Source organism: Hydrogenovibrio sp. 3SP14C1 (assembly GCF_029625905.1).
Lineage (GTDB): Bacteria > Pseudomonadota > Gammaproteobacteria > Thiomicrospirales > Thiomicrospiraceae > Hydrogenovibrio.
In genome coordinates this window covers 272901-294498 of record NZ_JARTLM010000001.1, presented here as the reverse complement: position 1 = coordinate 294498, position 21598 = coordinate 272901, and the positions used below count along the sequence as shown (strand labels likewise).

Below are 21598 nucleotides of genomic sequence, written 5' to 3'. Positions count from 1 at the left end.
CTTTAGGTTGGGGAACTGAAAAGGTAGCTCATTAGCTAACCTTTTTCTATTCCTAGGTGTTGCACTTGCTTGTTGAATCTATGAGGTTAAAGATTAATGAGTTAGACTAAAAACGGTAACCGGCTTTTAAGGAATAAGTACCCACTTCCCCAATTTGGTTATAACCTACGAGAACATCCATTAACAGTAAATTAATGTTCACCCCAACGGCAAACTTCGCCATGGAAACCGATTCATTTTTTAGATTCGGACCAGCTAAACCGATGTTGATTTCTTCCGGTTTGGTTTCACCATTGACCATGCCTACAGCGGCATAAGGCGTAAAGTTTGCAAACCCTTTTGAAATACCAACTTCTGCCCCATAACTATTAAACTTTAAAGCATCGATGCCGCTGGTTTGAGCGTAATTACCACTGATCCCAATCGCTGGGTACATCGCGCCGCCTTCAATTAAGGCATAGCTGACCTTTCCACCCCAAGTTTCTATATTGCTACCAGGCGATTTGCTGTAATTGATCCCAAAATCGACCCCAAAAGGTAACCCTTTAACCGCATGAATGGTAAAAGTGTCTAAAGAGGATTTACCATTATCTGAAACACGATCCATATGATTATATTTTAATTGAGATAAATTATAAGAAAGCCCGATATCGAACCCTGCAAGTCCTAACGGTTCAGCTGGCTCCAAAGTTTTTACCGATAACGCACCGGTAAGGTCTTTGGCAAATTCTTTAAATTGAGATTGACTTTCAAAGTGTAAATAATCAATGTTATTTGTCCCTGCAAAAGTTAGCGCAGGAAAAATAAATCCAATAAAACAGAGTTTTTTTAGCATGATCTTTTCCTTTGTTTATTGAGAGACAAAAACCCCCTAATCATGATGAAAAGGGGGTCGTTTGTTTTAAAGTATATTTGTCAGGGTTGATTAAAAATCAAACTCGACACCTGCAGCAGCCATTACACCTGCATTTTTTTGTTTGTCAGACACGCCTTTGAAGTCCAAAGTAGTTGTAGATACATCCAATGTTAAGAACCCTAAAGTCAATCCGGCATTAGCATAGGTGTATTTAGAACCGACTAAATTTCCTCTTAAACCGAAGCGGACATCTGGAATATACCAAGCAGAGTTGGTTGCATAGCTTGCGCCTACTGTCCACCATTGAACATCTTCATTGTTTAGATCGTTTGCTTTATTTAAGTCATAAGATCCTGCCAACGTCCAGTTTCGGTCAAGTGTAAACCATTGTGCCATAACGCGATATTGAGATTTTAATTCAAATTTAGAATTAATTTGATTTGCGAAGTCAGTTGTCGCAGTAGCATTGGATTTATTGTTAACATCAAACTTTGGAGAGGTTAAGTTCATACCTGTCAGGCCAACCATGAAAGTTTTACTTGTCCAGTTAATACCGATATCTGCCGTGTAGTTACTGTCAGATTTTCCTGAATCAATGTCATTGATGTAGCTGGTGGTATCTTTTGTGTTGTTGCCTAAGTTGTCATTTGCTATTTGGCTAAAATCGACAATTTTGGTATTAGACAGTAGGTTTAAATAGCGAGCGGTGATTCCTAAAGACAAAGCCCCGGCATCGGATTTTGTGATATCAAAACCATAACCTAATGCGAATTCGTTCAGTTGTTTATAGTCAACACCAAATGCGGCATCACCACTATTAATTGCAAGATTACCACCATTGTTATAGGCGGTTACATTGTTTTTTTTGATCAATCTTCCTTTCCCTGCAACCTGTTGGGTATAGTCAAAAGAAATACCCCCTCCCATCGCTTCGTGTTTGATAATCAATGGGATGGTTACGCCAGAAATTGTACTGAAGCTACCTTGGTTGTAGGTTGTTAAAAAGCTATTGGTTTCATTTTGAAGGTTGGTGGCATTAGTTAGAGTGTAAGTTCTTTTATCTAAAATAGGTTTGATGCGATTGTCCAAAAAGTCTTTAGATCCTTCAAGGCCTTCGATTTTGAGCTGTGTTTGAAGGGTTGCCCCTAATCCGACACGATATCCTTCGGTGTCTGCAGCATTCATAGCATTGTTGGCTGGATTTGCAAGAGAATTATATAAAGAATTTGGGTTAGAACTGTCACCGTAGCCGATATTGGTTCCAATCGGAGAGTAAGAGCTTGGTGCGGCATAGGTTAAACCTGAAACACTAAGAGCAATAATTGCACTGACAAGTTGTTTTTTTTTCATAAGGAACTCCATTGATCGTGGTTTTAAAGTTTTGTTAGTTAAAGTTTAGCAAAATACGCAATTAAACACATGAAATTTATTAATGGGCTTCATCCCAATTTAGGCCATCACCAATTTCAACAATTAAGGGCACATCTAGCTTTAAAGCCGCTTCCATAATGGATTTGATTTCTTTTCTAGCCTGATCCATATCGGCTTCAGCCACTTCAAAAACCAATTCATCGTGCACTTGCATTAACATTTTAATATCACATGAGGTTTGATCAAGCCATTGTTGCATTTTTACCATGGCCGTTTTGATGATGTCTGCTGCGGTGCCTTGCATTGGCGCATTAATGGCGGTTCTTTCTGCATATTGTCTTAATTGACCATTTTTGGCATTAATATCGGGTAAATAGAGTCGACGCCCCATTAACGTTTCAACATAGCCGGTTTGCTTGGCGTTTTCTTTGGTGGATTCCATATACTCCGCCACCCCCGGATAACGAGCAAAATACAAGTTGATATATTCTTGGGCTAACCCTCGGCTGATATTAAGTTGTTTTGCCAACCCAAAGGCTGACATGCCATAAATCAATCCGAAATTGACGGCTTTAGCACTGCGGCGTTGTTCGGAGGTAACCTCTTCTAGCGGCATATTAAAAATTTCGGCCGCTGTCGCCTGGTGGATGTCTTTGCCTTCGGAAAAGGCTTTTAATAAGCTGGCATCGCCCGATAGATGTGCCATGATACGCAATTCAATTTGCGAGTAATCGGCCGCCATCAAACGATAACCGGGTTGAGCGATAAACGCTTGGCGGATACGTCGACCCTCGGCGCTTCGAATTGGAATATTTTGTAGATTGGGTTCTGTTGAAGATAGACGCCCGGTTGAGGCTATCGCCTGTTGGTAAGAGGTATGCACACGCCCTGTGTGCTCATTGATTTGTTTCGGTAAAGAGTCGGTATAAGTGGACTTCAGTTTTGCCAAACTGCGATATTCCAGAATCAAGTTTGGCATTTCATGACCGTCTTCAGCCAATTGCACCAACACCGGTTCTGCCGTTGAAGGTTGACCTTTAGGGGTCTTTTTCACAATGGGAAGTTCTAAACGTTCAAACAGCACTTCTTGTAGTTGTTTGGAAGAATTTAAATTAAATGGCGTGCCGGCGATTAAATGCGCTTTTTGCTCCAAATCAGTGAGTTTTTGTCCCAGTTCATAAGACTGGTCTGCCAGCATTTGACGATCAATCAAAACGCCATTGCGTTCCATTTTTGCTAACACAGGCAATAAAGGCATTTCAATTTCTTCAAAGACCTTATTTAAAGTTGGTTCAGCTTGCAATTTCGGCAGCAGTGTTTGATGCAATTGTAATGTAATATCCGCATCCTCTGAGGCATAAGGCGAGGCGGTTTCCAGTTCAATCTGATTAAAGGTTTTTTGTTTTTTGCCTGTGCCAGCAATGTCTTTAAAGTGAATGGTGCTGTGGTTGAGATACGTCAACGCTAAGTCATCCATATTGTGACGGGTTGCGACACTGTTGAAACAGTAAGATTCCAACATAGTGTCATAGGTGATGCCTTGCACTTCAATGTCGGCGTTTTTAAAGATATGCCAATCATATTTAAAGTTTTGGCCGATTTTCTTGATGGTCGGATCTTCCAGAAGTGGTTTCAACTTTGCGAGTACATCGTCAATTGGGAGTTGTTCAGGCGCACCCTCATAGTCGTGAGTCAGAGGCACATAAGCTGCAAAATTCTGCCAGGCCTGGTCATTTTTTTCAGCATAGGCAAAGCTGACACCAACAATTTTTGCTTCCATCGTGCTTAAAGAGGTGGTTTCGGTATCAATGGCAAAAACGTTTGCTGCTTCAAGTTTTTTGAGCCACGCATCGAAAGTCGTCCAGTCGAGAATGGTTTCATAAGGCTCGGATGTGATTTCAGGCGTGTCAGTGGTTGAAGCTGGGTTGGGTGCTTTTTTGGATTGACCATTGGTCACGGTTTCGGAATGTGCTTTGCGACCACTGCTTTTACTGAAAGGTAAATCGCCTTTTAAGACGCGGGTCAACCAGTTGCGTAAGTCATATTCAGAAAACAGCGCTTCGAGTGCATTCATATCTGCTTCATGACGTTTGATATCATTTAAAGCAATCGGTAAATCACAATCCAAGCGGATGGTGGTTAGCTGCTGAGACAGTTTGAGTTGCTCTAAATTGGCACGTAGGTTTTCACCAATTTTGCCTTTAATCTCATCCGCATGGTTCATCAAATTCTCAATGGAGCCATATTCTGCAATCCATTTTGCCGCCGTTTTAGGCCCACACTTGGGAATGCCGGGAATGTTATCACTGCTATCGCCCATCAAAGCGAGATAATCAATAATCTGTTCCGGTTTCACGTGGAACTTTTCAAACACACTGTCGGGCGTCATCAACGTATCATTCATGGTGTTAACAAGAGTGATGTGTTCATTTACCAATTGGGCCATATCCTTATCACCGGTTGACAGTAATGCATCCATTTTCGCTTGAGTTGCCTGATTTGCCAGCGTTCCCATGACGTCATCTGCTTCCACGCCATCAATCACCAACAAAGGAATGCCTAAGGCTTTGATGATTTCATGTATCGGCTCAATTTGAATGCGGAGCTCGTCCGGCATTGGCGGGCGATGTGCCTTGTAATCTTCATACATTTCATGACGAAAATTCTTCCCTTTGGCATCGAATACTACGGCAATGCGTTCAGGCTGATATTGTTCCAACAACTTTCCAATCATATTGATGACACCGAAAATTGCCCCAGTGGCATGTCCTTTCGAGTTGGTGAGGGGCGGCATGGCATGGAACGCCCGGAACAGATAAGACGAACCGTCAACTAAGATAAAAGGACTGTCTGGATTGAATTCAGGAAGGATTTGAGTCATTGAATGCTTTGCCTCTAAAGGATTATGCTAAAATATCGCCGTTTATTAAGTCGTAATTTTAACCTTTTCTTAGGACGGTTTGGGATGTCTGTTTATACTGTTGTGAATCAAGCGGAGTTAGAAGCCTTTTTAGCGGATTTCGATCAAGGCTCACTGGTCGCATTTGAAGGCATTAGCGCAGGCATTGAAAATACTAATTATTTTGTCGATACGACAGTTGGTCGATTTGTTCTGACGATTTTTGAACATCATGATTTTGATGAGTTACCGTATTTTCTCGATATCATGGCTTTTATGGCCGAACATCAAATCCCGACCGCTCACCCGAAACCGACCTTAAACGGTTCTTATTTGAAAGAACTTAAAGGGAAACCTGCCGCATTGGTCGAGCGTTTAACCGGTTCTGGCGTCGATCACCCGACGCAAACGCAGTGTGAAGTCATGGCCGAAAATCTGGCTAAATTTCATTTGGCAGGCCAAGACTATGACCAGTTTCGTGCCAATGATCGCGACTTACATTGGATGAAAAATACCTTTCAAGAAATTAAAAACTTTTTACCTGAAGATGAAACCGCGTTAATCGAATCCGAAATCAAATATCAAAACAACATTGATTGGTCGCACCTTCCGAGCAGTGTCATCCATGCCGATTTATTCTGTGATAACGCCTTATTTAATGGGAATGAATTGTCTGGCATTATTGACCTTTATTATGCCTGTAACTCAACCATGCTGTACGACTTGGCGGTAATGGTGAATGATTGGTGCCGTTTACCGGATTTAAGCCTCAGTGAAGAAAAAGTTCATGCAGTATTAAAGGCCTATGAATCAGTTCGTTCTTTAACAGAGCAAGAGCATCACGCTTGGCAAGCTGCCCTGAGAATGGGAGCCCTACGTTTTTTCCTCTCTCGTTTGAAAGACAAGCACATGCCTAGAGAAGGTGAAATGACACAAATCAAAGATCCAAATGTGTTCAAAAACCTATTAATTTCTCATCGTCATTAAGACAAAACTAATCTCTTAATTAAAAATTTCTATAGAAAAAACAGCAACTTTTTAAACATTTCTCGGTCTGTATTGTTATATTGATGTAACAAAAATATAAGCACTTAATAATATCTTATTCTTAACTTCCCAATGACGATAAGAAAAAAAGGGGGTTCTATGCAGAACTTACTGAGGAATCTTTGGTTTCGTGATCCCAAAGAAGAAACAACTTTTATCAATGATAATGCCGTGAAAATCCGTGCCGGCATGTTATTGATTATTCCGATTTATATGACGTTTACCTTAATTGACGTGGTGTTTGGACCAACCTGGAATGTGCTACAAAACACGACCATGATCGATACGATGGAAACCGATTGGAATTGGCACACCATTTACCAAGTACAAGCCACCCAACGAGCATATGATTATACTATCCAGACCTGGGTATTGTTTTACGGGCTGTTTGAAATGATTGCCGGTATGTTTGTGACGACTTCTCGTCTATCGCCGACCATTTATATCGCCACCTTGCTCGCTAAAAAAGATAAGCCAAACTGGAAGCCCTTGGTTCCTAAACGGTTTGCCTGGACCATTGGTGCCACCTTTATTACGGTGTGTTTGATTTTCTTTAATCCAGATGTGTTTGCGAACTGGGTCAACACCTTATTTGGCAGTAAATTACTTCCGACAACTGAAAATTATATGCCGGACTGGATTCCGTTAGTGTTGGTATGGATTTGTTTGGGCTTTATGTGGTTGGAAGCGATTTTAGGTTTTTGTGTCGGTTGCCAAGTCCATGCATTGATGGTGAAGTTAGGCATTTTCAAAGAAGAATGTTTGGAATGTAACAATATCGATTGGGATGAAATTGCCCACCGTAATGAAGAACGTAAAGCCAAAGAAGACGCTGAAAAGTAAAGTAGTCTTAAAAAACTTTTGCTCTCGTTAAAAACCGCCAGGCCTGGCGGTTTTTTTATTTGAATCTTATCATTTTAAAAATATAGCTATTTCGCTGGATCAATCTGTCCGGCGATGCTGTTATTACAGTGGAACCAGCCAGCAATACTGATACGGGCTTGCAGGGTTGGAAGCACTTCATGTGGAATCTGTTCGCTCATAAATACCACCAGTTTGCCTAGCTCCGGTGTCACGGTGGCCAGTTTTTCAGAAGAGTCTTCATTATAAATAACCAACTCACCCCCCCAACCCGTCTGCCAGCCCGGATTTAGATAAAGCACCGTGGTAACCATTCGGTTGGCGCGCCCACGAAAGCTATCTAGGTGTTTTTTATAGAAAGCGCCGGCTTTATAGACCGCAAAGTGGCTTTCATATTCAAACAACCCAAGAAACAAGGCTCTGTTCAGCTGGTACTGCAGCTCAGCCATTTGTTTGAAATAAGTTTGCTGCGAGGCCGAAGCGCCGTCTAACCATTTGATTTGATCGCGACGGATGTCGGTATTGAGTTGATGCACATCTCCGCGACCGATACCCGCACGTTGCAGATTGCCTTGGTCGTCATGATGTTCAGCTTCAGTCAACAATTGTTGACAAAGTTCATCCGTCACGGCATGCGGCCATTCAAACCAGCCTTTTTCAACCAATGCATCTAATAGCTGATCCATGATTGAATCGGTTAATTTAAGTGCCATTATTACACCTCATATAAAGAAGCGAATTATGCGCTTAAGTGATTCTTTTAGCAATTAAAATTATGGATGTGGGAGGGAAGTAGATTATAGGTCTGGCAAAGATGCTGGGCGTTGAATGTGTAGTTGCCCAGCAACGGTTATCTAAAGGTTACCAAGCCTTGTAAGGTAAGAATTTTCCATTCATCGTGACCACGACGCGATCACCCGCTGGGTTTTCTTCTTTATCGATGTCCATAGAAAAATCAATGGCACTCATGATGCCATCTCCGAATTTTTCGTGAATCAATTCTTTCATGGTCGGACCATACACACCGACAATTTCGTACAAACGATAAATCAAAGGATCGGTTGGCACCAATTTGTCCCATGATTTATGCGGGAAGTCTTGTAAAGCCGTTTCCACTTCACTGCCTAACCCTAATAAAGCACATACTTTTGCTGCGGGTTCGGCTTTCAAGTGGTTCATTCCCATGCAGGCAGAGGTGGTATAGACTTCACTTAATCCCGCAGCTGCGGCGATATCACACCATCCAACAGACTTTTCGGCCTTTGCCAAAATAATCGCTTCCGTCATTTCTACTTTTGACATCATAGTCTTTATCTCCAACGAGGTTAATGAAAATCATTGAGGGTATTGCAAAGCGTGTGCCATTTTTTATATTATTGATTTTATTACTAATATTGTTATTTTTGTTTTTGTTTTATTAAAAAGGTGCAACATTTTGTTGTTTTTTGGTGCGTCATTCAAAAATACATAATTAATCATAAGCAAGAAATAACGCCTTAGATAAATTCGCTTTCTGCTCATAAGGCGATAAAATAAAATCTATGACACATCCCGACCTTATTCCCAGCATCTTACTCACTTTTGGTGGTCTATTCCTGATTGGGTTGACCGCTGACCTATTAGGACGGCATACGCCTTTACCACGAGTGACTCTATTAATTTTTACCGGGTTTTTGATTGGTCCCGGTACTTTGGATTGGTTACCTACATTTGCCTATGATTGGTTTCCGCTTCTGACGGACATCGCTTTAGCGATGATTGGGTTTTTACTTGGGCAGAATTTAACGCGTGAAAAGCTAACCACCATGGGGCGGCCGATTATCGGAATTTCCATCAGTGTGATGTTGATGACAGCGACATTGATGTTTTTCGGCTTATGGTTGCTGGGTGTGCCGATTGAGATGGCATTAATCTTGGCGGGAATTGCCCCTGCGACAGCCCCTGCACCGGTGATTGATGTGACGCGTGAAATTGATGCAAAAGGACCCTTTACCGATACGCTACTGGGGGTGGTGGCGATTGACGATGCCTGGGGCATGTTGCTGTTCAGCTTCTTGTTGGTAATGGCGACGATTGTGGGCGGGAACGGCCATAGTCTAGATGCGATGAATAACGGCCTTTGGGAAGTGTTTGGTGCTTTGTTGTTAGGAGGTATTTTAGGCTTTCCGATGGCCTTCTTAAATAGTCATCTCTATCCTGGAAAGTCATCCCAAGCAGAGGTGTTGGGGTTGGTGTTATTGTGTGCAGGCCTGGCTGAAATGATCGGGGTGTCTTATATTTTATCCGCGATGATGATGGGCACCGTGGTGGCAAATTTCTCAACCCGTCATCGCCATCGCCCCTTTGATGAACTGGAAATGTTTGAGTGGCCGTTATTAATTTTATTTTTCCTGCTGGCGGGGGCTTCATTGGATTTATCAGCCTTGTATACGATTGGCTATATGGGCGTCGGGTATGTTGCTTTTCGAATTTTAGGACGGATTTTTGGATCCTACATCGGCGCCAAATGGGCGAGATGTGATCAAAAACAATATGCTTGGATGGGATTCGCTATGTTGCCCCATGCCGGGGTGCCGATCGGGATGGCGCTATTAGCCATTCAACAATTTCCACATTTAAAGGGATCCATTTTGGCCGTTATTTTAAGTGCTACGATTGTCTTTGAGCTGGCAGGTCCAATCGCGACGCGCTGGCTGTTAATCAAGTCGGGTGAATCGGCCAGACAAACTGAATTGGACTTCGATTCCAAATCTTAAATGTTATAAGAAAGCCTGCCAATAGACTGTCGCGGTTAAGGTCACCAGCAGAATGCCTAAAAAGTTAAAGATAATGCCATAGCGCGCCATGATTTTAACGGTGACGGCACCACTACTCATGGCGATAGCGTTAGGCGGTGTGGCAATAGGCAACATAAAGGCATAACTCGCGCAGATGGTGGCCACCATCATGAAAAGCCGGCTATCCAGTCCATTTTGTTCGGTAACGGCATAAATCACCGGAAGCACCATGGAAATTAGGGCGGTGTTGCTGGTGATTTCGGTTGAAAAGGTAACAGTGGCCGCAATCAAGACTAATAGTAGTAGCGGAGGCAAGCTCGTTGCGGTCTGTAACCAAGCTGCTAATTGATCCGCTAACCCGGTATCGGTAAAGGCATTGGCGATGGCGAATCCGGCGCCGAATAAGAAAATGATTTCATAAGGAATTTTATGAGAGTCATCCCAGTTTAAGATATTGAAAGGGGGCAAAAACATCATCAACCCGAATCCCAATAAGATCCCCTTTTCGCTTAACCCTAATCCACTGTAATAAGGTTCAATTGGAGAGTTAATGAGCAGTAGTCCGACTAAAGTCATGAGAGCAAAACTGACCTTTTTCTGGTTGGAAGACAAACTTTTGCTGTCTTCTTTCGTTGGAATGGGTTGATTATCGGTTCCCAGTGAGAGCACCCAACCCACCACACAAAACATCATCAGTGCCAATGGCAGAACTAACGTAATCCATTGCACAAATGGAATACTGGCGATCTGGTGTTCTTCAAAGATACCAAATAAAATGAGATTCGGGGGAGTACCGATGGGTGTGATAATGCCGCCGATACTGGCCCCGTAAGCAATGGCTAAAGCAAACCGGACTTTGAGCTTCATATCTTCCGATAAGAAAATTGCCAGCGGAATGAGTAATAAAGTGGTGGTGGTGTTGGATAAAAAAGCGCTTAAGGTACCCGATGTGATGGCTAAGGCGAAAATCATGCCGCGTGCCGTGTTGGGAAAAATCGCCAGCATTTTATTGGAAATGACTTTATGCAGGCCCGTTTTTTCAACCGCAATCGCCAGCATGAAACCGCCTAAAAACAAGAAGATGATCGACTTGGCATAATTGGGCGCTACAGTATTGGTGTCTGCAATGCCGAACATGGGAAAGGCGACAATCGGAAACAAGGCGACCCAGCCTAAAGGCAGCGTTTCATTACTCCATAAAATCACCATAAATGTCACTAGCCCAAGCAGAGCGGCTTGCTGAAAAGGCAATAAAGCACTCAAAAGGCCCCATACAATGACCCCCGCCAAGATGGCAATGAATAACCCAGTGGTTGTTTGTTTTGTATTCGTCATGCTCATTCCTTTTAGGCCTCTTCTTGGTAAGATTCTAATCAAATTAAAAGCATTTTATTCATGGTTTAATGTCTTTTCCTAGAGAGAGAGCAAAATGAAGTGAAATTTAGCATCAGTGCAATGGCTGTAATCTTTCTCTATAATGATTTTAACCATCAATAGAGCTTATTTTTATGACGACCCATTTTCCAGTAGAAAAATCCCAGTCTGGGTGTTTTCAGTGCCATGCCCCATTAGGGTTTGAGTTTACCTTCGCATTTCAGCCGATTATTCATATTTTTGATCAGGAAATATGGGGGTATGAAGCCTTGGTTCGCGGCATTGAAGAGAAGACGGCATGGAGTGTTTTAAAGAGAGTAAACGATGATAATCGTTATGCTTTTGATCAGGCATGTCGAACGACGGCCATTGCGCTCGCCAGTCGATTGAAGCTGGACAAAATGTTGAGTATTAATTTTTTACCGAATGCGGTTTATGAGCCGAAACATTGTATTCAAAGTACGTTAAAGGCGGCTAAAGAGCATCATTTTCCTTTAGAGAAGATCATGTTTGAAATCACTGAATCAGAGCAGGTGGTTGACCGAGCCCATTTAACGAATATTTTTGAATATTATCAATCCCAAGGTTTTACCACGGCTTTAGACGATTTTGGAGCGGGCCACGCCGGCCTGAACATGTTGGCCAGCTTTGTACCGAATATTTTAAAAATCGACATGGAATTGGTTCAAAATGTTGATCAAAGTCCGGTTAAGCAAGCCATTACAAAAAATTTAATTCAGATGTGCAATGATCTCAATGTCACGGTATTGGCGGAAGGAATAGAGCGGATTGAAGAGGTAAACTATTTTAAAGATCTTGGCGTGCCATTAATGCAAGGTTTTTTCTTTGCCAAACCGGGGTTTGAGTCGTTACCAGAAGTCGATTTTTCATCGTTAGACTGATGTTTTCTAAAAATCGTTAAAAAGCAATTGCTTAATAACATAAGTAACCTTTCTTATTTTCTAACTATTAATATCCTTAGTATTTACGCATATCTATTTTGTCAGGTGCTTAGATAACTTATTAGCATAGTAGTAATTTTTAAAGTGATTGCTTTTAGTAATTTACCGCATTATAGTGCCCTTCCTAAATGGCCTGTAAATAAGGCTTAGAGCAAATTTGGCTTGTGTTGTTAATCAATAATATGCCGTTTCATTAAACTTCAACGAAGAAAATTTAAGGAACAAGTTAGATGGTAGGTAATAAAATCAACCTAAGATTCATTGTCAAAGTCGATAAGCAGAATCGAATTAATTTTATCAATAATGAATATTCAGACTGGTTGGGCTATCAGTCAGAAGAATTATTGGGAAAATCTACCAGCGTATTACATGTCGATGAAACACCGGAAATCGTCCAAAAGAGTATTGATGTAGATGTTTCTCACGGAAGGGCTGTTAGTTTAGCAATTAAAGAAAAGAAGAAAAACGGTGAAACTTTCTGGGTAGATATCCGAATTCAGCCCATTATGAAGGCTGGACAATATCAAGGCTATACATCAATTAAGCGATTAGTTCTGCAAGAGGATCGTATTGCAGAACTCGAAAAAACCTATCAAGAGATTGGGAAAGGTAAAAAAACGCTTATTAAAGGTGAAGTTGTTAATTGTAGTAGTCATCGTTTCAGTAAATGGTTTCGTTTAGATAAGTTAAATATTGTTCAAAAAGTATTAGCAGCCGTTACCTTGACGGCAATCGTTTTGTTGTCATTGGCTTATATCTATGAAAATCAACAGAAAGACTTTATCTTTAATGAAGTAATCAGTGACCAGTCTGGTAATGTGCAAGATATGGTTGATACTTATTTTAATAATAAGTTGGATATTGGTGAGGCAGCTTTAGCCGGTATTGCAAAAATGCCAGGTTTTGCTGATGCTTTTGCGCAAAAAGATATGTCAAGGCTGGATGCTATGCTAGGGGGCTTAGACGCTTATTTTGCCAAGAACAGTAACAATAAAGGTGTAAAGCTGCAGTTAGTGGATAAAGATGGCATGTCTTTTTATCGAAGCTGGGTAAAAAAGCATAAACAGTTTGATGTTTCTTGGCGGATAGATGTTGCTCATCAGAACAAGTCACCAGGATTGCAAAGAACTTATTCCATTGGAAAAATGGCTTTAACACTTAAAAACCATATTCCAATTTATGACGCGAATAACCAATATTTAGGCTCTGCTATCTTAATACAAGGGTTAGGTTCTATTCATAAAGCTCTACTATCCAAAAATATCGTATTTATCACGGCCGTTAAAAAATCGTATTTAACGAAAAGAAACCAAGAAGTGGCTAAGTTTCCAGCTGTATTTAATGATGATAAGTTAGTTTTATCGTCTAAAAAGCATTATGAAACGGAAAGAGGGCGTCAGCTGATCAAAGATTTACAAAACATGTCCAGCCAAACTTTATTGAATAAGGGTCATATTCTGGACGATAAGTATTTGCATATTGCGTTGCCGTTGCAAGATGAACAACAAAAGGTCATGGGATATATCATTGCGTCTCAAACAATCAATAAGTTCATTAACACATTAAACAATCGTTACAAAGCAGCAGAAGATACAACCACGGCTATTTTAATTACTTTCATTATCGTCACCATCCTATTAATGATTATTCTGCAGTATGTTGTTATTCGCCCATTACGGAAAGCCGAAAAAACGATGCAGACAGCTGTTAAAAATTCTGACTTGTTCGCGCGCTTGTCCAGTTATGGAGAAGATGAAATTGCAAAACTGGGTTATGCCTATAACCAACAGGCCATGTTATCTCAGATAGCCATTTCGGAAATCAATACCGCCATGGAAGAAATTGTGGCTGGTCGTTTAGATCATCAGGTGACATTCCCGTTTGAATCAGATTACGGGTTATTAAAAGATCGTATGAATGAAACGTCACAGAGTTTGAAAGATACTTTTGCTGCCATTGCGGATGTGATGAATGATTTGAAAACGGGTCATTTTGATGCTCAGTCTGATGCGTGTCTACAAGGCGCTTACGCAGCAGTGGTAGAGGACTGTCTCAGTGCCATGCATGATTTGAATGTGATTTTTTCGGACATTTCTCGAGTGATGGAATTGGCTGCGAAAGGAAAATTTGATGAGTTAGTTGATGTTGCTGCAGAGGGTGATGTTAAACGTTTAATAGAAACATTAAACACAACCTTAAAACAACTGGATACTGGTTTCAGTGATGTAATCAGCGCCGCACAGCGTTTGGCAAAAGGCGATTTAACTCAGCCGATTGAAACAGCTTATGAATATAAAATTGGAGAAGCAAAGCAAGCCATTAACGAATCGATGTCTGGACTGAATGTCGCATTATCTAGAATTTTAGAAATCACCAATCAGTTGTCTTTGGATGTGAGTACAGTGAGTGAAGGCACACAAAGTTTGAATAGCCGAACTCAAGAACAGGCAGCTTCTTTAGAAGAAACATCGTCAGCAATGGAGCAGACAGCCGCTCAGACGCGTGGTAACTTGGATCACACACAGGAAGTGAATCGAATTACGGAAAATCAAAGTGGGCTGTTAACGGATGCGAATAAAGTGATGGTAGACACCCAAACTTCAATGGAAAGCATTGAACAGGCTTCTAACCAGATCAAAGAAATTACCACCATGATTGATTCTATTGCTTTCCAAACCAATTTATTGGCCTTAAATGCTGCTGTAGAAGCGGCACGAGCAGGAGATCATGGTCGTGGATTTGCTGTAGTCGCGGGAGAAGTTAGAAATTTAGCCGGAAAGTCTGCTGATGCAGCTAAACAAATTGGTAAACTGGTGGAGAACACTTCTGAAGCAATTGCAATTGGTGCCAACCAAGTAGAGGAAGTGGCACAATCACTTAATAATATTACCAGCGAGACGCTTAAAGTAAGAGAGCTGGTAGAAAATGTGACCCGCGCTTCTACAGAACAGTCGCATGGTATTGATGAGATCAATAAAGCGATTACAACCATAGATGGGGTGACACAGCAAAATGCCGCTTTAGTTGAAGAAACCACCGCAACAACTGAATCAATGAGTCGTTCCGCTGAAGAACTGACAGAGGCAGTAAATGCTTTTAAAATAAAGTAATTAATTATCGCCAGGCCTGGAAGGGAGTTTGCTAATGAATCAATGTTTAAAAGGAAATAACACTGAGTTTTCATGAACAGATTCCGGTTGTTCACTATTTAAATGACACGCTTCAGCCGGATGCTTATCTCGAACTTCTTCCAGATTGGTTGGTTGTGATTGCTGATGTGCAAAATTCCACTCAAGCCATTCAACAAGGTCGGTATCGTGATATTAATACCGTCGGTGGCAGTACGATTTCCGCGGTGCTTAATGCAGTTAAGCCCTTCAAAATTCCTTATGTGTTTGGTGGTGATGGTGCCTCTTTTTGTGTACCGCCCGAATTTATTGAAGCCGTAGAAAAAGCGTTGAAAGGGTGTCAAGAAATGGCCTCGAAAGGGCTGAATCTTGATTTACGTGTCGGCATTGTGCCTTATTCTGATTTAACACGCTCGATTCTTCTGTGCCGTTATCAAAGCACACCCAGTTTGACACAGTACTTCTTCATGGGCGGAGGCATGGAGGAAGCTGACGATAAGGTAAAACAACAAACGGTTTATCATTTATCAAAAACCATTGAACCCGATGCTGACTTTAGCGGCTTTGAGTGTCGTTGGAATGAAGTGCCAAGTGCCCAGGAAGTCACCTTCAGTTTGTTGGTGAAAGCGCGAACTGAAAATCAACAAGATGCCCTTGTTTTATATCAAGCCCTACATCAACATTTGATTGACTTATTGGGTGAGGTCTTGAGTCATCATCCTCTAAGTGAGCAAGGGTTGTCTTTATCGTTTAAGCCCAGCAAGCTTAAAGGAGAATCAGTCATAAAGAGTTTTCAGAATGCCAAAGGCATTTCTTGGGTAACTCGTTGGATAATGACTGTAAAACTGTTGTTTCAGAATGTCGTGGGACGATATTGGATGCGTTTTAACAAACATGAGATAGGCGCTGACTGGGGACGCTATAAGTCCGATTTAGTGATGAATTCAGACTATTTAAAATTAGATGATACCTATCGTACCGTGATGAGCGGTACTTATAAAACGGTTTCTGAGTTGTTATCTTGGTTAGAATCAGAGTACCAAAAAGGTCATTTATTCTATGGCTATCATCAAACCCATTCAGCGGTTGTGACCTGTCTGGTTGCCAAAACCGGTATTGAGCACATTCATTTTGTGGACAGCGCAGAAGGCGGTTATGCGATGGCCGCTAAACAACTAAAGAAACAGGTTCAACAAGCCAGTTAATTTTCAGTCGGTAAGTCTGTCTAGAAAGGCTTTTGACTTAGCCCATCGCGCCAAACACAAGACCGACATAAGTGGTTAATGCCATCGCTAAAAACCCCCATATTGACATTCTTAAAGCCCCTTTCAACATATCAGCACCGCCGGTTTTGGCCGCAATAGCCCCTAAAACAGCGAGTAGCATTAAAGAGCTGGAGGCAATAATGATCCCTAAATTTTCCATTGGCAACATTGCAACCAGAATAACGGGCACAGCAGCCCCCGAAATAAAGGAAGCAGCTGAGGCAAAGGCAGCTTGAAGAGGGCGTGCGGTATGAATTTCTGACAGCCCAAGTTCATCTCTGGCATGAGCACCGAGTGCATCATGTTCCATGAGCTCTGTTGCGACTTGGTTTGCAGTCGTTTCGCTGACACCGCGTTGTCGATAAATTAAAGCCAATTCGGCATGTTCGGTTTCCCAATCGTCTTCCAAGGCCTTTTTTTCTTTTTCAAGATCGGCTTTTTCTGTATCGGATTGTGAACTGACAGATACATATTCGCCAGCGGCCATTGAAAGCGCCCCTGCAACAAGTGCTGCCACGGCTACCAGTAAAATGGCCTCTTTTTCAGCGCCTGAAGCAATGACCCCCACCAATAAACTGACGACGGAAATAATGCCATCATTAGCCCCTAATACGGCGGCTCTTAACCACCCCATTCGGTGAGAGAAATGCTCTTCGGTTAAATGGGTATCCAGCATTTCTTCAGTAAAGTGCGCCATGGTTTTTTCCTTGAAGTGTTTTTATGGGTTGTCTGTGGGTGGATTTGGAAGTTTACTGTGGTTAGAAAAATTGGAAACCAGTAAGCCAATAATAAAGCCAATACCAATGAGAATAACGACCATTAATGCTCTAGGAACCGCTAAACTCCAGATAAGAAACTCAATTCTGACGGTAACCATATTCTGCAGCAAAAAAATCACTGACAAAGTAATCAAGATGATGGATAGAATCGATTTTGCATTTTTCATATGAACTCCTAAATTGAGCAGGGTTTAAATCCAGACTTCTTCAGCATATTCTACAATGTGAACGGTTTTATGGAACCGTTCTTCAATTGCTGTTTTAAATATTTCCTGTTTGTCTCTTTCACCGTGTATCAAGAAAACTTTGTCGAGTTTGTTAAAGTTTCCAATCCAATTCAATAATTCAGATTGATCGGCATGGGCAGAAAAGCCATTAATCATATACATGTTAGCGCGAACTTTGATCTTTTCTCGGTAAATACGAATTTCTTCAGCCCCATCCACCATTAAACGACCCAGCGTTCCTTGTGCTTGGTAACCGACAAAAATCACACTGTTGCGAGCATTCCACAAACGGTGCTTAAAGTGATGCAGGATTCGCCCTCCATTGCACATCCCGCTACCCGCAATAATGATACAGCCACTTTCTTCATCATTAATCTTTATCGAATCTGACCCTTTTAAAGTATATTCCAAAGGTGGGAAATCGAACACTGAACCATCTTTTTTAATGAACTCATTGGCGGTTTCATTTAGATCGTCATGATATTGATTGTAAATATCCGTGGCCCGGATGGCCATTGGGGAGTCTAAAAAGATTTTGCAGGGCGGGAGTTCATCGTCATAGTACATTTGCTTAAGTAACAGCAAAATCTCTTGTGAACGTTCTACTGCGAAGGAAGGAATCAGAACATTTCCCTGATTCATTAAGGTGTTAATAACAGCCTCTTTAAACTCTTGGATACTGCCTTCTAATGCACGGTGATTTCGATCGCCATAGGTAGATTCGATATAGAGCGCATCTGCTTGATGAACTGCTTCGGGTGGTGGCATGATCACATCTTCATCATTCCCTAAGTCCCCTGAGAAGACCACGGTTTTGCTTTGCTCTTCTTCTTTAAAATCAATCTGGATGGTTGCAGACCCTAAAATATGTCCTGCATTACGGAAAGTCGCGTGTACGTCTTTTGCAATGGAAACCGGTTCGTCATAGTCGGCATATTGGATGTCTAGGTCAAAAACGGATTGAACGTCTTCCAGTGTGTATAGCGGTGGCTTCACTTTGTCTTCTTCGCCGCGACGTTGCGCCTTTTTTAAGGTGGTGGCATAGTCTTCACGCATGATTTTAGCACTGTCTAGCAGAATCACTTCCATGATATCAATGGTCGCTCTTAGGCTTATAATACGGCCTTTAAATCCTTCTTTGACCAGTTTTGGAATGCGCCCGACATGGTCCAAATGGGCATGGGTTATCAGTAAAACATCGACTTTTTTAGGATCAAATCCAAAGTCTTCATAAGCACGTTTTTCAGCATAGCCTTGAAACATTCCACAGTCGACAAGAATTTGAGGCCCCTGTTTGAGTTGTAGAAAGTGACAAGAACCGGTAACGGTTTCAGCCGCCCCAAAGGATTGAATCGGTGTCATAGTGGTATCTCCCATTGGTTTATCGTTAAGCCGGGGTTTTAATAATTGTACATAAAATGACGCAGATTAGGCGGAAACAACTCTTTTTTTAAATGTCACTTAGCAGGCTAATGATGAGTTTGAGAGCAATGAGGACAAAGATTAATGCGGCAACTTGATGTAATCTTCGTTGCATCGTTTCCGATTGAAGCCAGTATTTGGTATATCCCGCCAAAATAGCAATGCTGCTGAAGACCACCAGTGTAACCACAATGGCAATGCCGCCTAACAGCGCCATTTGTTGAGCGATAGAAAAGGCGCCTGTTTCAATAAACTGTGGCAACAATGCGAGAAAGAAAATCGATACTTTGGGGTTGGTCAAGTTCATCCAAATGCCGCGTTGATATAGGTTTCCCGCAGATAGAGACGCCACAGACTTTTTTCTTAAGTGTATCGCGCTCGATTGATAGGTTTTCCAAGACAAATACAGCAGATACCCGGCGCCCATTAGTTTTAACAAAGTGAAAGCCATTTCAGAGGTTTGGAAGATAACGGTGACCCCAAAGATGGCTGCCATTGTGTGAATGAGCAGGCCGGTACAGAGTCCCAGCGTGACCCAAACTCCGGACATGGGTTGATAAAGCGCGGATTGCATTAACACATAAAGATTATCTGGGCCGGGGGAAAGCGCCAGTAAGAACATGATTAGAATGAAAGAAAAGAGCGTATCAAGAGGCATTGTGATGTTAAATCAAGTGCTTAATTTTAGCGACCAGCCAAGGAGAAAAGATCGAAGTCAGTAAGGCTAATACGAATAAGTTGCCTTGTTCAAAATTGAAGACTTGATGAATCTCTTCAAGAGAATGATGTAATACAAAATAGCCAAATCCATATTCAAAGCCGATGGTTAAAACTCCCCAAAAAAGACCGATTTTGATAAAAGTGTTCGGGTCTGTCGCTTTAAACCAATTAATAAAAAGATAAGTGACTGCCAAAATCATTGCCGATAAGGTTACCCCGCTGATTGGTAAGGCTAATTTGTTCCCAAGCATCGGATTTAGTATAGACTCTCTGATGCCGCCGTTTAAAATGGCGACTAAGACAATTAAACACCATATTGTCGACGCTTTTATCACGATTTTCATACGTTGCCTTTTTATAAGATAATGCCTATTTTGCCAGGCCTGGCTGATTTTTGAAAAGAGCTGAACAGGAAGAACAATCAGCTTGAATAAACGGTGACACGATTACGACCAGCATGTTTGGATTCATACAGTCCTAAATCAGCCATATGAATGAGTTCGGAAATGGTTTGGTTGGTTTCAACGGTTGAGACGCCGATACTGACTGTAATCTTATCCACTTGCGTAAAGGGCATCTCCGCAATTTCTTGGCGTAATTTTTCAGCAGCAGCTACCGCTTGTTCTAAGAAATCATTTTCTAAGATGACGATGAATTCTTCTCCCCCCCATCGTCCAATATGGCCATGTTGGGTAAAAGACTGTTTGAGTTTATCTGAGAGTTGTTTTAAGACGTCATCACCAATGGTATGCCCATAAGTGTCATTGATTTTTTTAAAGCAATCGATATCTATCAACATCACACTGTAGATTTTTTGATGATCTTCGTATTTTTGATGTAAGTACTCTAAAACGCGCTCGATTTTTAAACGATTGCATAGTTGTGTTAAAGGGTCAGTGGTAGAGAGTTCTTCCAGTATTTTGTTTTTTTGCAGAAGATCTTCTCTGGCTTGGCTGAGTTTTTTTGTCCGAGAGCGCACTTCTTTTTCGAGGGTTTCATTACTGGTTTTTAGCTGGTAATTGATGTGATTAAATTTACGGGTGACCATCATGGCAAAGGCCAAACTCACTAAAATGAGTAACCCCGCGACTGTGGCAATATTGTGCATTAACTGATCGACTCGGGTTTTAGAGTCTGCGATAAGATTTTTCATTTTCCGAGCTTGATATAAAGAAAAGTCATTGACCTTTTGACTAAACTGTTCGAGACGCGGAATCGTCTGATTCATGAGCATCTCTCTTCCTTTAGCGCTATCTCCATCCATGCCAAGCCGTGCGATGATTTCCTGTATGGGAGAAGCTGTCTTTGCCATCGTATTCATTTCTTTTAACCATTCTTTTTCAGCAGGGTTGTCACTGACTAAGACCGCTAACTGGTCACGGTACTTCATATAGTTTCCACCATCGCGGTAAAAATCCATTAAAGCCGCATCTTTTTCGAAAGGGTCTTCTTGCAGGTAAATACGCTCTAATTGAATGGTCCGTTTTTGACCATGAATATGTAAGTTAAGCAGACTATGGAGTTTCTGGTATTGAGTGATGATGATTTGCGAAGTATTTTCAAGAGTGTTGTTGGTCAATTGTTTGGCACTGAAAACAAGAATTGAAATCAAAAACAGCACTAATATAAAGCCGGTGATCACCATTAGGTTATTAGTGTTGAGAAAGGTTGATTTAATCATCGTTTAAAAATTCATTTTGTCAGTACTTAGCCAGTATGTGGTTAATTTTACAGAAAAAATTAGAGTCATTAATAAACATTAATTGTACATAAATATGCTTAGCTTAGTAAAATATTTTATGATTTTTGAACTTAAGTTTTTGAAAAAATAGGCAAAGCCTTTACTGTAAAAGGATTCAGACCCTTTATTTTTTAAACTTATTTTTTGATACAAAAGCGCTGATATTTTC

At 41.4% G+C, this 21598-nt stretch carries 18 protein-coding genes; 6 read left to right on the top strand and 12 right to left on the bottom strand.

Going from position 1 to position 21598, the window contains the following annotated elements:
• Positions 1-106 precede the first annotated feature (106 nt).
• The 3 genes from P8629_RS01360 to polA all read right to left on the bottom strand — a co-directional run bounded on the left by P8629_RS01360 (position 107) and on the right by polA (position 5108).
• Positions 107-835: a hypothetical protein gene (locus P8629_RS01360; protein ID WP_278163739.1), complete on the bottom strand. Its 729-nt coding sequence runs from the start codon at positions 833-835 to the stop codon at positions 107-109.
• A 90-nt stretch (positions 836-925) separates the two neighbouring features.
• A complete protein-coding gene (traF, locus tag P8629_RS01355; RefSeq protein WP_278163737.1) occupies positions 926-2206 on the bottom strand; it encodes a conjugal transfer protein TraF in 1281 nt (426 codons plus the stop codon).
• 79 nt (positions 2207-2285) lie between these two features.
• Positions 2286-5108, bottom strand: a complete 2823-nt coding sequence (gene polA / locus P8629_RS01350) for a DNA polymerase I (protein WP_278163736.1) — start codon at positions 5106-5108, stop codon at positions 2286-2288.
• Positions 5109-5132: 24 nt separating this feature from the next.
• Here polA and P8629_RS01345 point away from each other — a divergent pair, with 24 nt between their 5' ends.
• Together P8629_RS01345 and P8629_RS01340 are read left to right on the top strand one after the other, a co-directional pair.
• Positions 5133-6113 (top strand): homoserine kinase, encoded by a 981-nt coding sequence (locus tag P8629_RS01345; RefSeq protein ID WP_336618912.1) that lies wholly within the window; start codon positions 5133-5135, stop codon positions 6111-6113.
• A gap of 159 nt (positions 6114-6272) precedes the next feature.
• Complete coding sequence (locus P8629_RS01340) at positions 6273-7016, top strand: DUF4395 domain-containing protein (RefSeq protein WP_278163734.1); 744 nt, start codon at positions 6273-6275, stop codon at positions 7014-7016.
• 86 nt (positions 7017-7102) lie between these two features.
• Here the strand turns inward: P8629_RS01340 and P8629_RS01335 are convergent, their stop codons facing one another.
• Both P8629_RS01335 and cynS read right to left on the bottom strand, forming a co-directional pair.
• A complete protein-coding gene (locus P8629_RS01335) occupies positions 7103-7747 on the bottom strand; it encodes a 2OG-Fe(II) oxygenase (protein ID WP_278163732.1) in 645 nt (214 codons plus the stop codon).
• Between the two features lie 148 nt (positions 7748-7895).
• Positions 7896-8339 (bottom strand): cyanase, encoded by a 444-nt coding sequence (gene cynS / locus P8629_RS01330; protein WP_278163730.1) that lies wholly within the window; start codon positions 8337-8339, stop codon positions 7896-7898.
• A 236-nt stretch (positions 8340-8575) separates the two neighbouring features.
• On the opposite strand from cynS, the gene P8629_RS01325 reads away from it, so the two are divergent.
• Entirely contained in the window at positions 8576-9790 is a 1215-nt protein-coding gene (locus tag P8629_RS01325) for a cation:proton antiporter (protein WP_278163729.1), read from the top strand.
• A 3-nt stretch (positions 9791-9793) separates the two neighbouring features.
• Here the strand turns inward: P8629_RS01325 and P8629_RS01320 are convergent, their stop codons facing one another.
• The gene (locus tag P8629_RS01320; RefSeq protein ID WP_278163727.1) at positions 9794-11146 is read right to left on the bottom strand and encodes an SLC13 family permease; all 1353 of its coding nucleotides are present in this window, start codon (positions 11144-11146) and stop codon (positions 9794-9796) included.
• A 173-nt stretch (positions 11147-11319) separates the two neighbouring features.
• Between P8629_RS01320 and P8629_RS01315 the strand changes: the two genes are divergently transcribed.
• From P8629_RS01315 to P8629_RS01305, 3 genes are all read left to right on the top strand, one after another.
• Positions 11320-12087 (top strand): EAL domain-containing protein, encoded by a 768-nt coding sequence (locus P8629_RS01315; RefSeq protein WP_278163725.1) that lies wholly within the window; start codon positions 11320-11322, stop codon positions 12085-12087.
• A gap of 290 nt (positions 12088-12377) precedes the next feature.
• Positions 12378-15257 carry a methyl-accepting chemotaxis protein gene (locus P8629_RS01310; protein WP_278163723.1) on the top strand — a complete coding sequence of 960 codons (2880 nt, stop codon included), beginning with the start codon at positions 12378-12380 and terminating at the stop codon, positions 15255-15257.
• 56 nt (positions 15258-15313) lie between these two features.
• The gene (locus P8629_RS01305) at positions 15314-16480 is read left to right on the top strand and encodes a DUF3095 family protein (RefSeq protein WP_336618913.1); all 1167 of its coding nucleotides are present in this window, start codon (positions 15314-15316) and stop codon (positions 16478-16480) included.
• Positions 16481-16517: 37 nt separating this feature from the next.
• Here the strand turns inward: P8629_RS01305 and P8629_RS01300 are convergent, their stop codons facing one another.
• The 6 genes from P8629_RS01300 to P8629_RS01275 form a co-directional block, all read right to left on the bottom strand.
• Positions 16518-17237, bottom strand: coding sequence for a VIT1/CCC1 transporter family protein (locus tag P8629_RS01300; RefSeq protein ID WP_278163722.1), 720 nt, complete (start codon positions 17235-17237; stop codon positions 16518-16520).
• Positions 17238-17258: 21 nt separating this feature from the next.
• Positions 17259-17486, bottom strand: a complete 228-nt coding sequence (locus P8629_RS01295) for a lipopolysaccharide assembly protein LapA domain-containing protein (RefSeq protein WP_278163720.1) — start codon at positions 17484-17486, stop codon at positions 17259-17261.
• 24 nt (positions 17487-17510) lie between these two features.
• Positions 17511-18923 (bottom strand): MBL fold metallo-hydrolase RNA specificity domain-containing protein, encoded by a 1413-nt coding sequence (locus tag P8629_RS01290; protein WP_278163718.1) that lies wholly within the window; start codon positions 18921-18923, stop codon positions 17511-17513.
• A gap of 73 nt (positions 18924-18996) precedes the next feature.
• Entirely contained in the window at positions 18997-19626 is a 630-nt protein-coding gene (locus tag P8629_RS01285; RefSeq protein ID WP_278163716.1) for a LysE family translocator, read from the bottom strand.
• Between the two features lie 7 nt (positions 19627-19633).
• A complete protein-coding gene (locus P8629_RS01280; RefSeq protein WP_278163715.1) occupies positions 19634-20032 on the bottom strand; it encodes a hypothetical protein in 399 nt (132 codons plus the stop codon).
• Between the two features lie 77 nt (positions 20033-20109).
• Entirely contained in the window at positions 20110-21369 is a 1260-nt protein-coding gene (locus P8629_RS01275) for a diguanylate cyclase (RefSeq protein WP_278163713.1), read from the bottom strand.
• Positions 21370-21598 lie beyond the last annotated feature (229 nt).

Coding starts and splice junctions, on each gene's coding strand:
- P8629_RS01345 (WP_336618912.1), top strand. CDS start 5,133: ATGCTAAAATATCGCCGTTTATTAAGTCGTAATTTTAACCTTTTCTTA.
- traF (WP_278163737.1), bottom strand. CDS start 2,206: ATGAAAAAAAAACAACTTGTCAGTGCAATTATTGCTCTTAGTGTTTCA.
- P8629_RS01300 (WP_278163722.1), bottom strand. CDS start 17,237: ATGGCGCACTTTACTGAAGAAATGCTGGATACCCATTTAACCGAAGAG.
- P8629_RS01290 (WP_278163718.1), bottom strand. CDS start 18,923: ATGGGAGATACCACTATGACACCGATTCAATCCTTTGGGGCGGCTGAA.
- P8629_RS01320 (WP_278163727.1), bottom strand. CDS start 11,146: ATGACGAATACAAAACAAACAACCACTGGGTTATTCATTGCCATCTTG.
- P8629_RS01315 (WP_278163725.1), top strand. CDS start 11,320: ATGACGACCCATTTTCCAGTAGAAAAATCCCAGTCTGGGTGTTTTCAG.
- P8629_RS01280 (WP_278163715.1), bottom strand. CDS start 20,032: ATGAAAATCGTGATAAAAGCGTCGACAATATGGTGTTTAATTGTCTTA.
- P8629_RS01285 (WP_278163716.1), bottom strand. CDS start 19,626: ATGCCTCTTGATACGCTCTTTTCTTTCATTCTAATCATGTTCTTACTG.
- P8629_RS01275 (WP_278163713.1), bottom strand. CDS start 21,369: ATGATTAAATCAACCTTTCTCAACACTAATAACCTAATGGTGATCACC.
- P8629_RS01360 (WP_278163739.1), bottom strand. CDS start 835: ATGCTAAAAAAACTCTGTTTTATTGGATTTATTTTTCCTGCGCTAACT.
- P8629_RS01335 (WP_278163732.1), bottom strand. CDS start 7,747: ATGGCACTTAAATTAACCGATTCAATCATGGATCAGCTATTAGATGCA.
- P8629_RS01295 (WP_278163720.1), bottom strand. CDS start 17,486: ATGAAAAATGCAAAATCGATTCTATCCATCATCTTGATTACTTTGTCA.
- P8629_RS01325 (WP_278163729.1), top strand. CDS start 8,576: ATGACACATCCCGACCTTATTCCCAGCATCTTACTCACTTTTGGTGGT.
- polA (WP_278163736.1), bottom strand. CDS start 5,108: ATGACTCAAATCCTTCCTGAATTCAATCCAGACAGTCCTTTTATCTTA.
- P8629_RS01310 (WP_278163723.1), top strand. CDS start 12,378: ATGGTAGGTAATAAAATCAACCTAAGATTCATTGTCAAAGTCGATAAG.
- P8629_RS01340 (WP_278163734.1), top strand. CDS start 6,273: ATGCAGAACTTACTGAGGAATCTTTGGTTTCGTGATCCCAAAGAAGAA.
- cynS (WP_278163730.1), bottom strand. CDS start 8,339: ATGATGTCAAAAGTAGAAATGACGGAAGCGATTATTTTGGCAAAGGCC.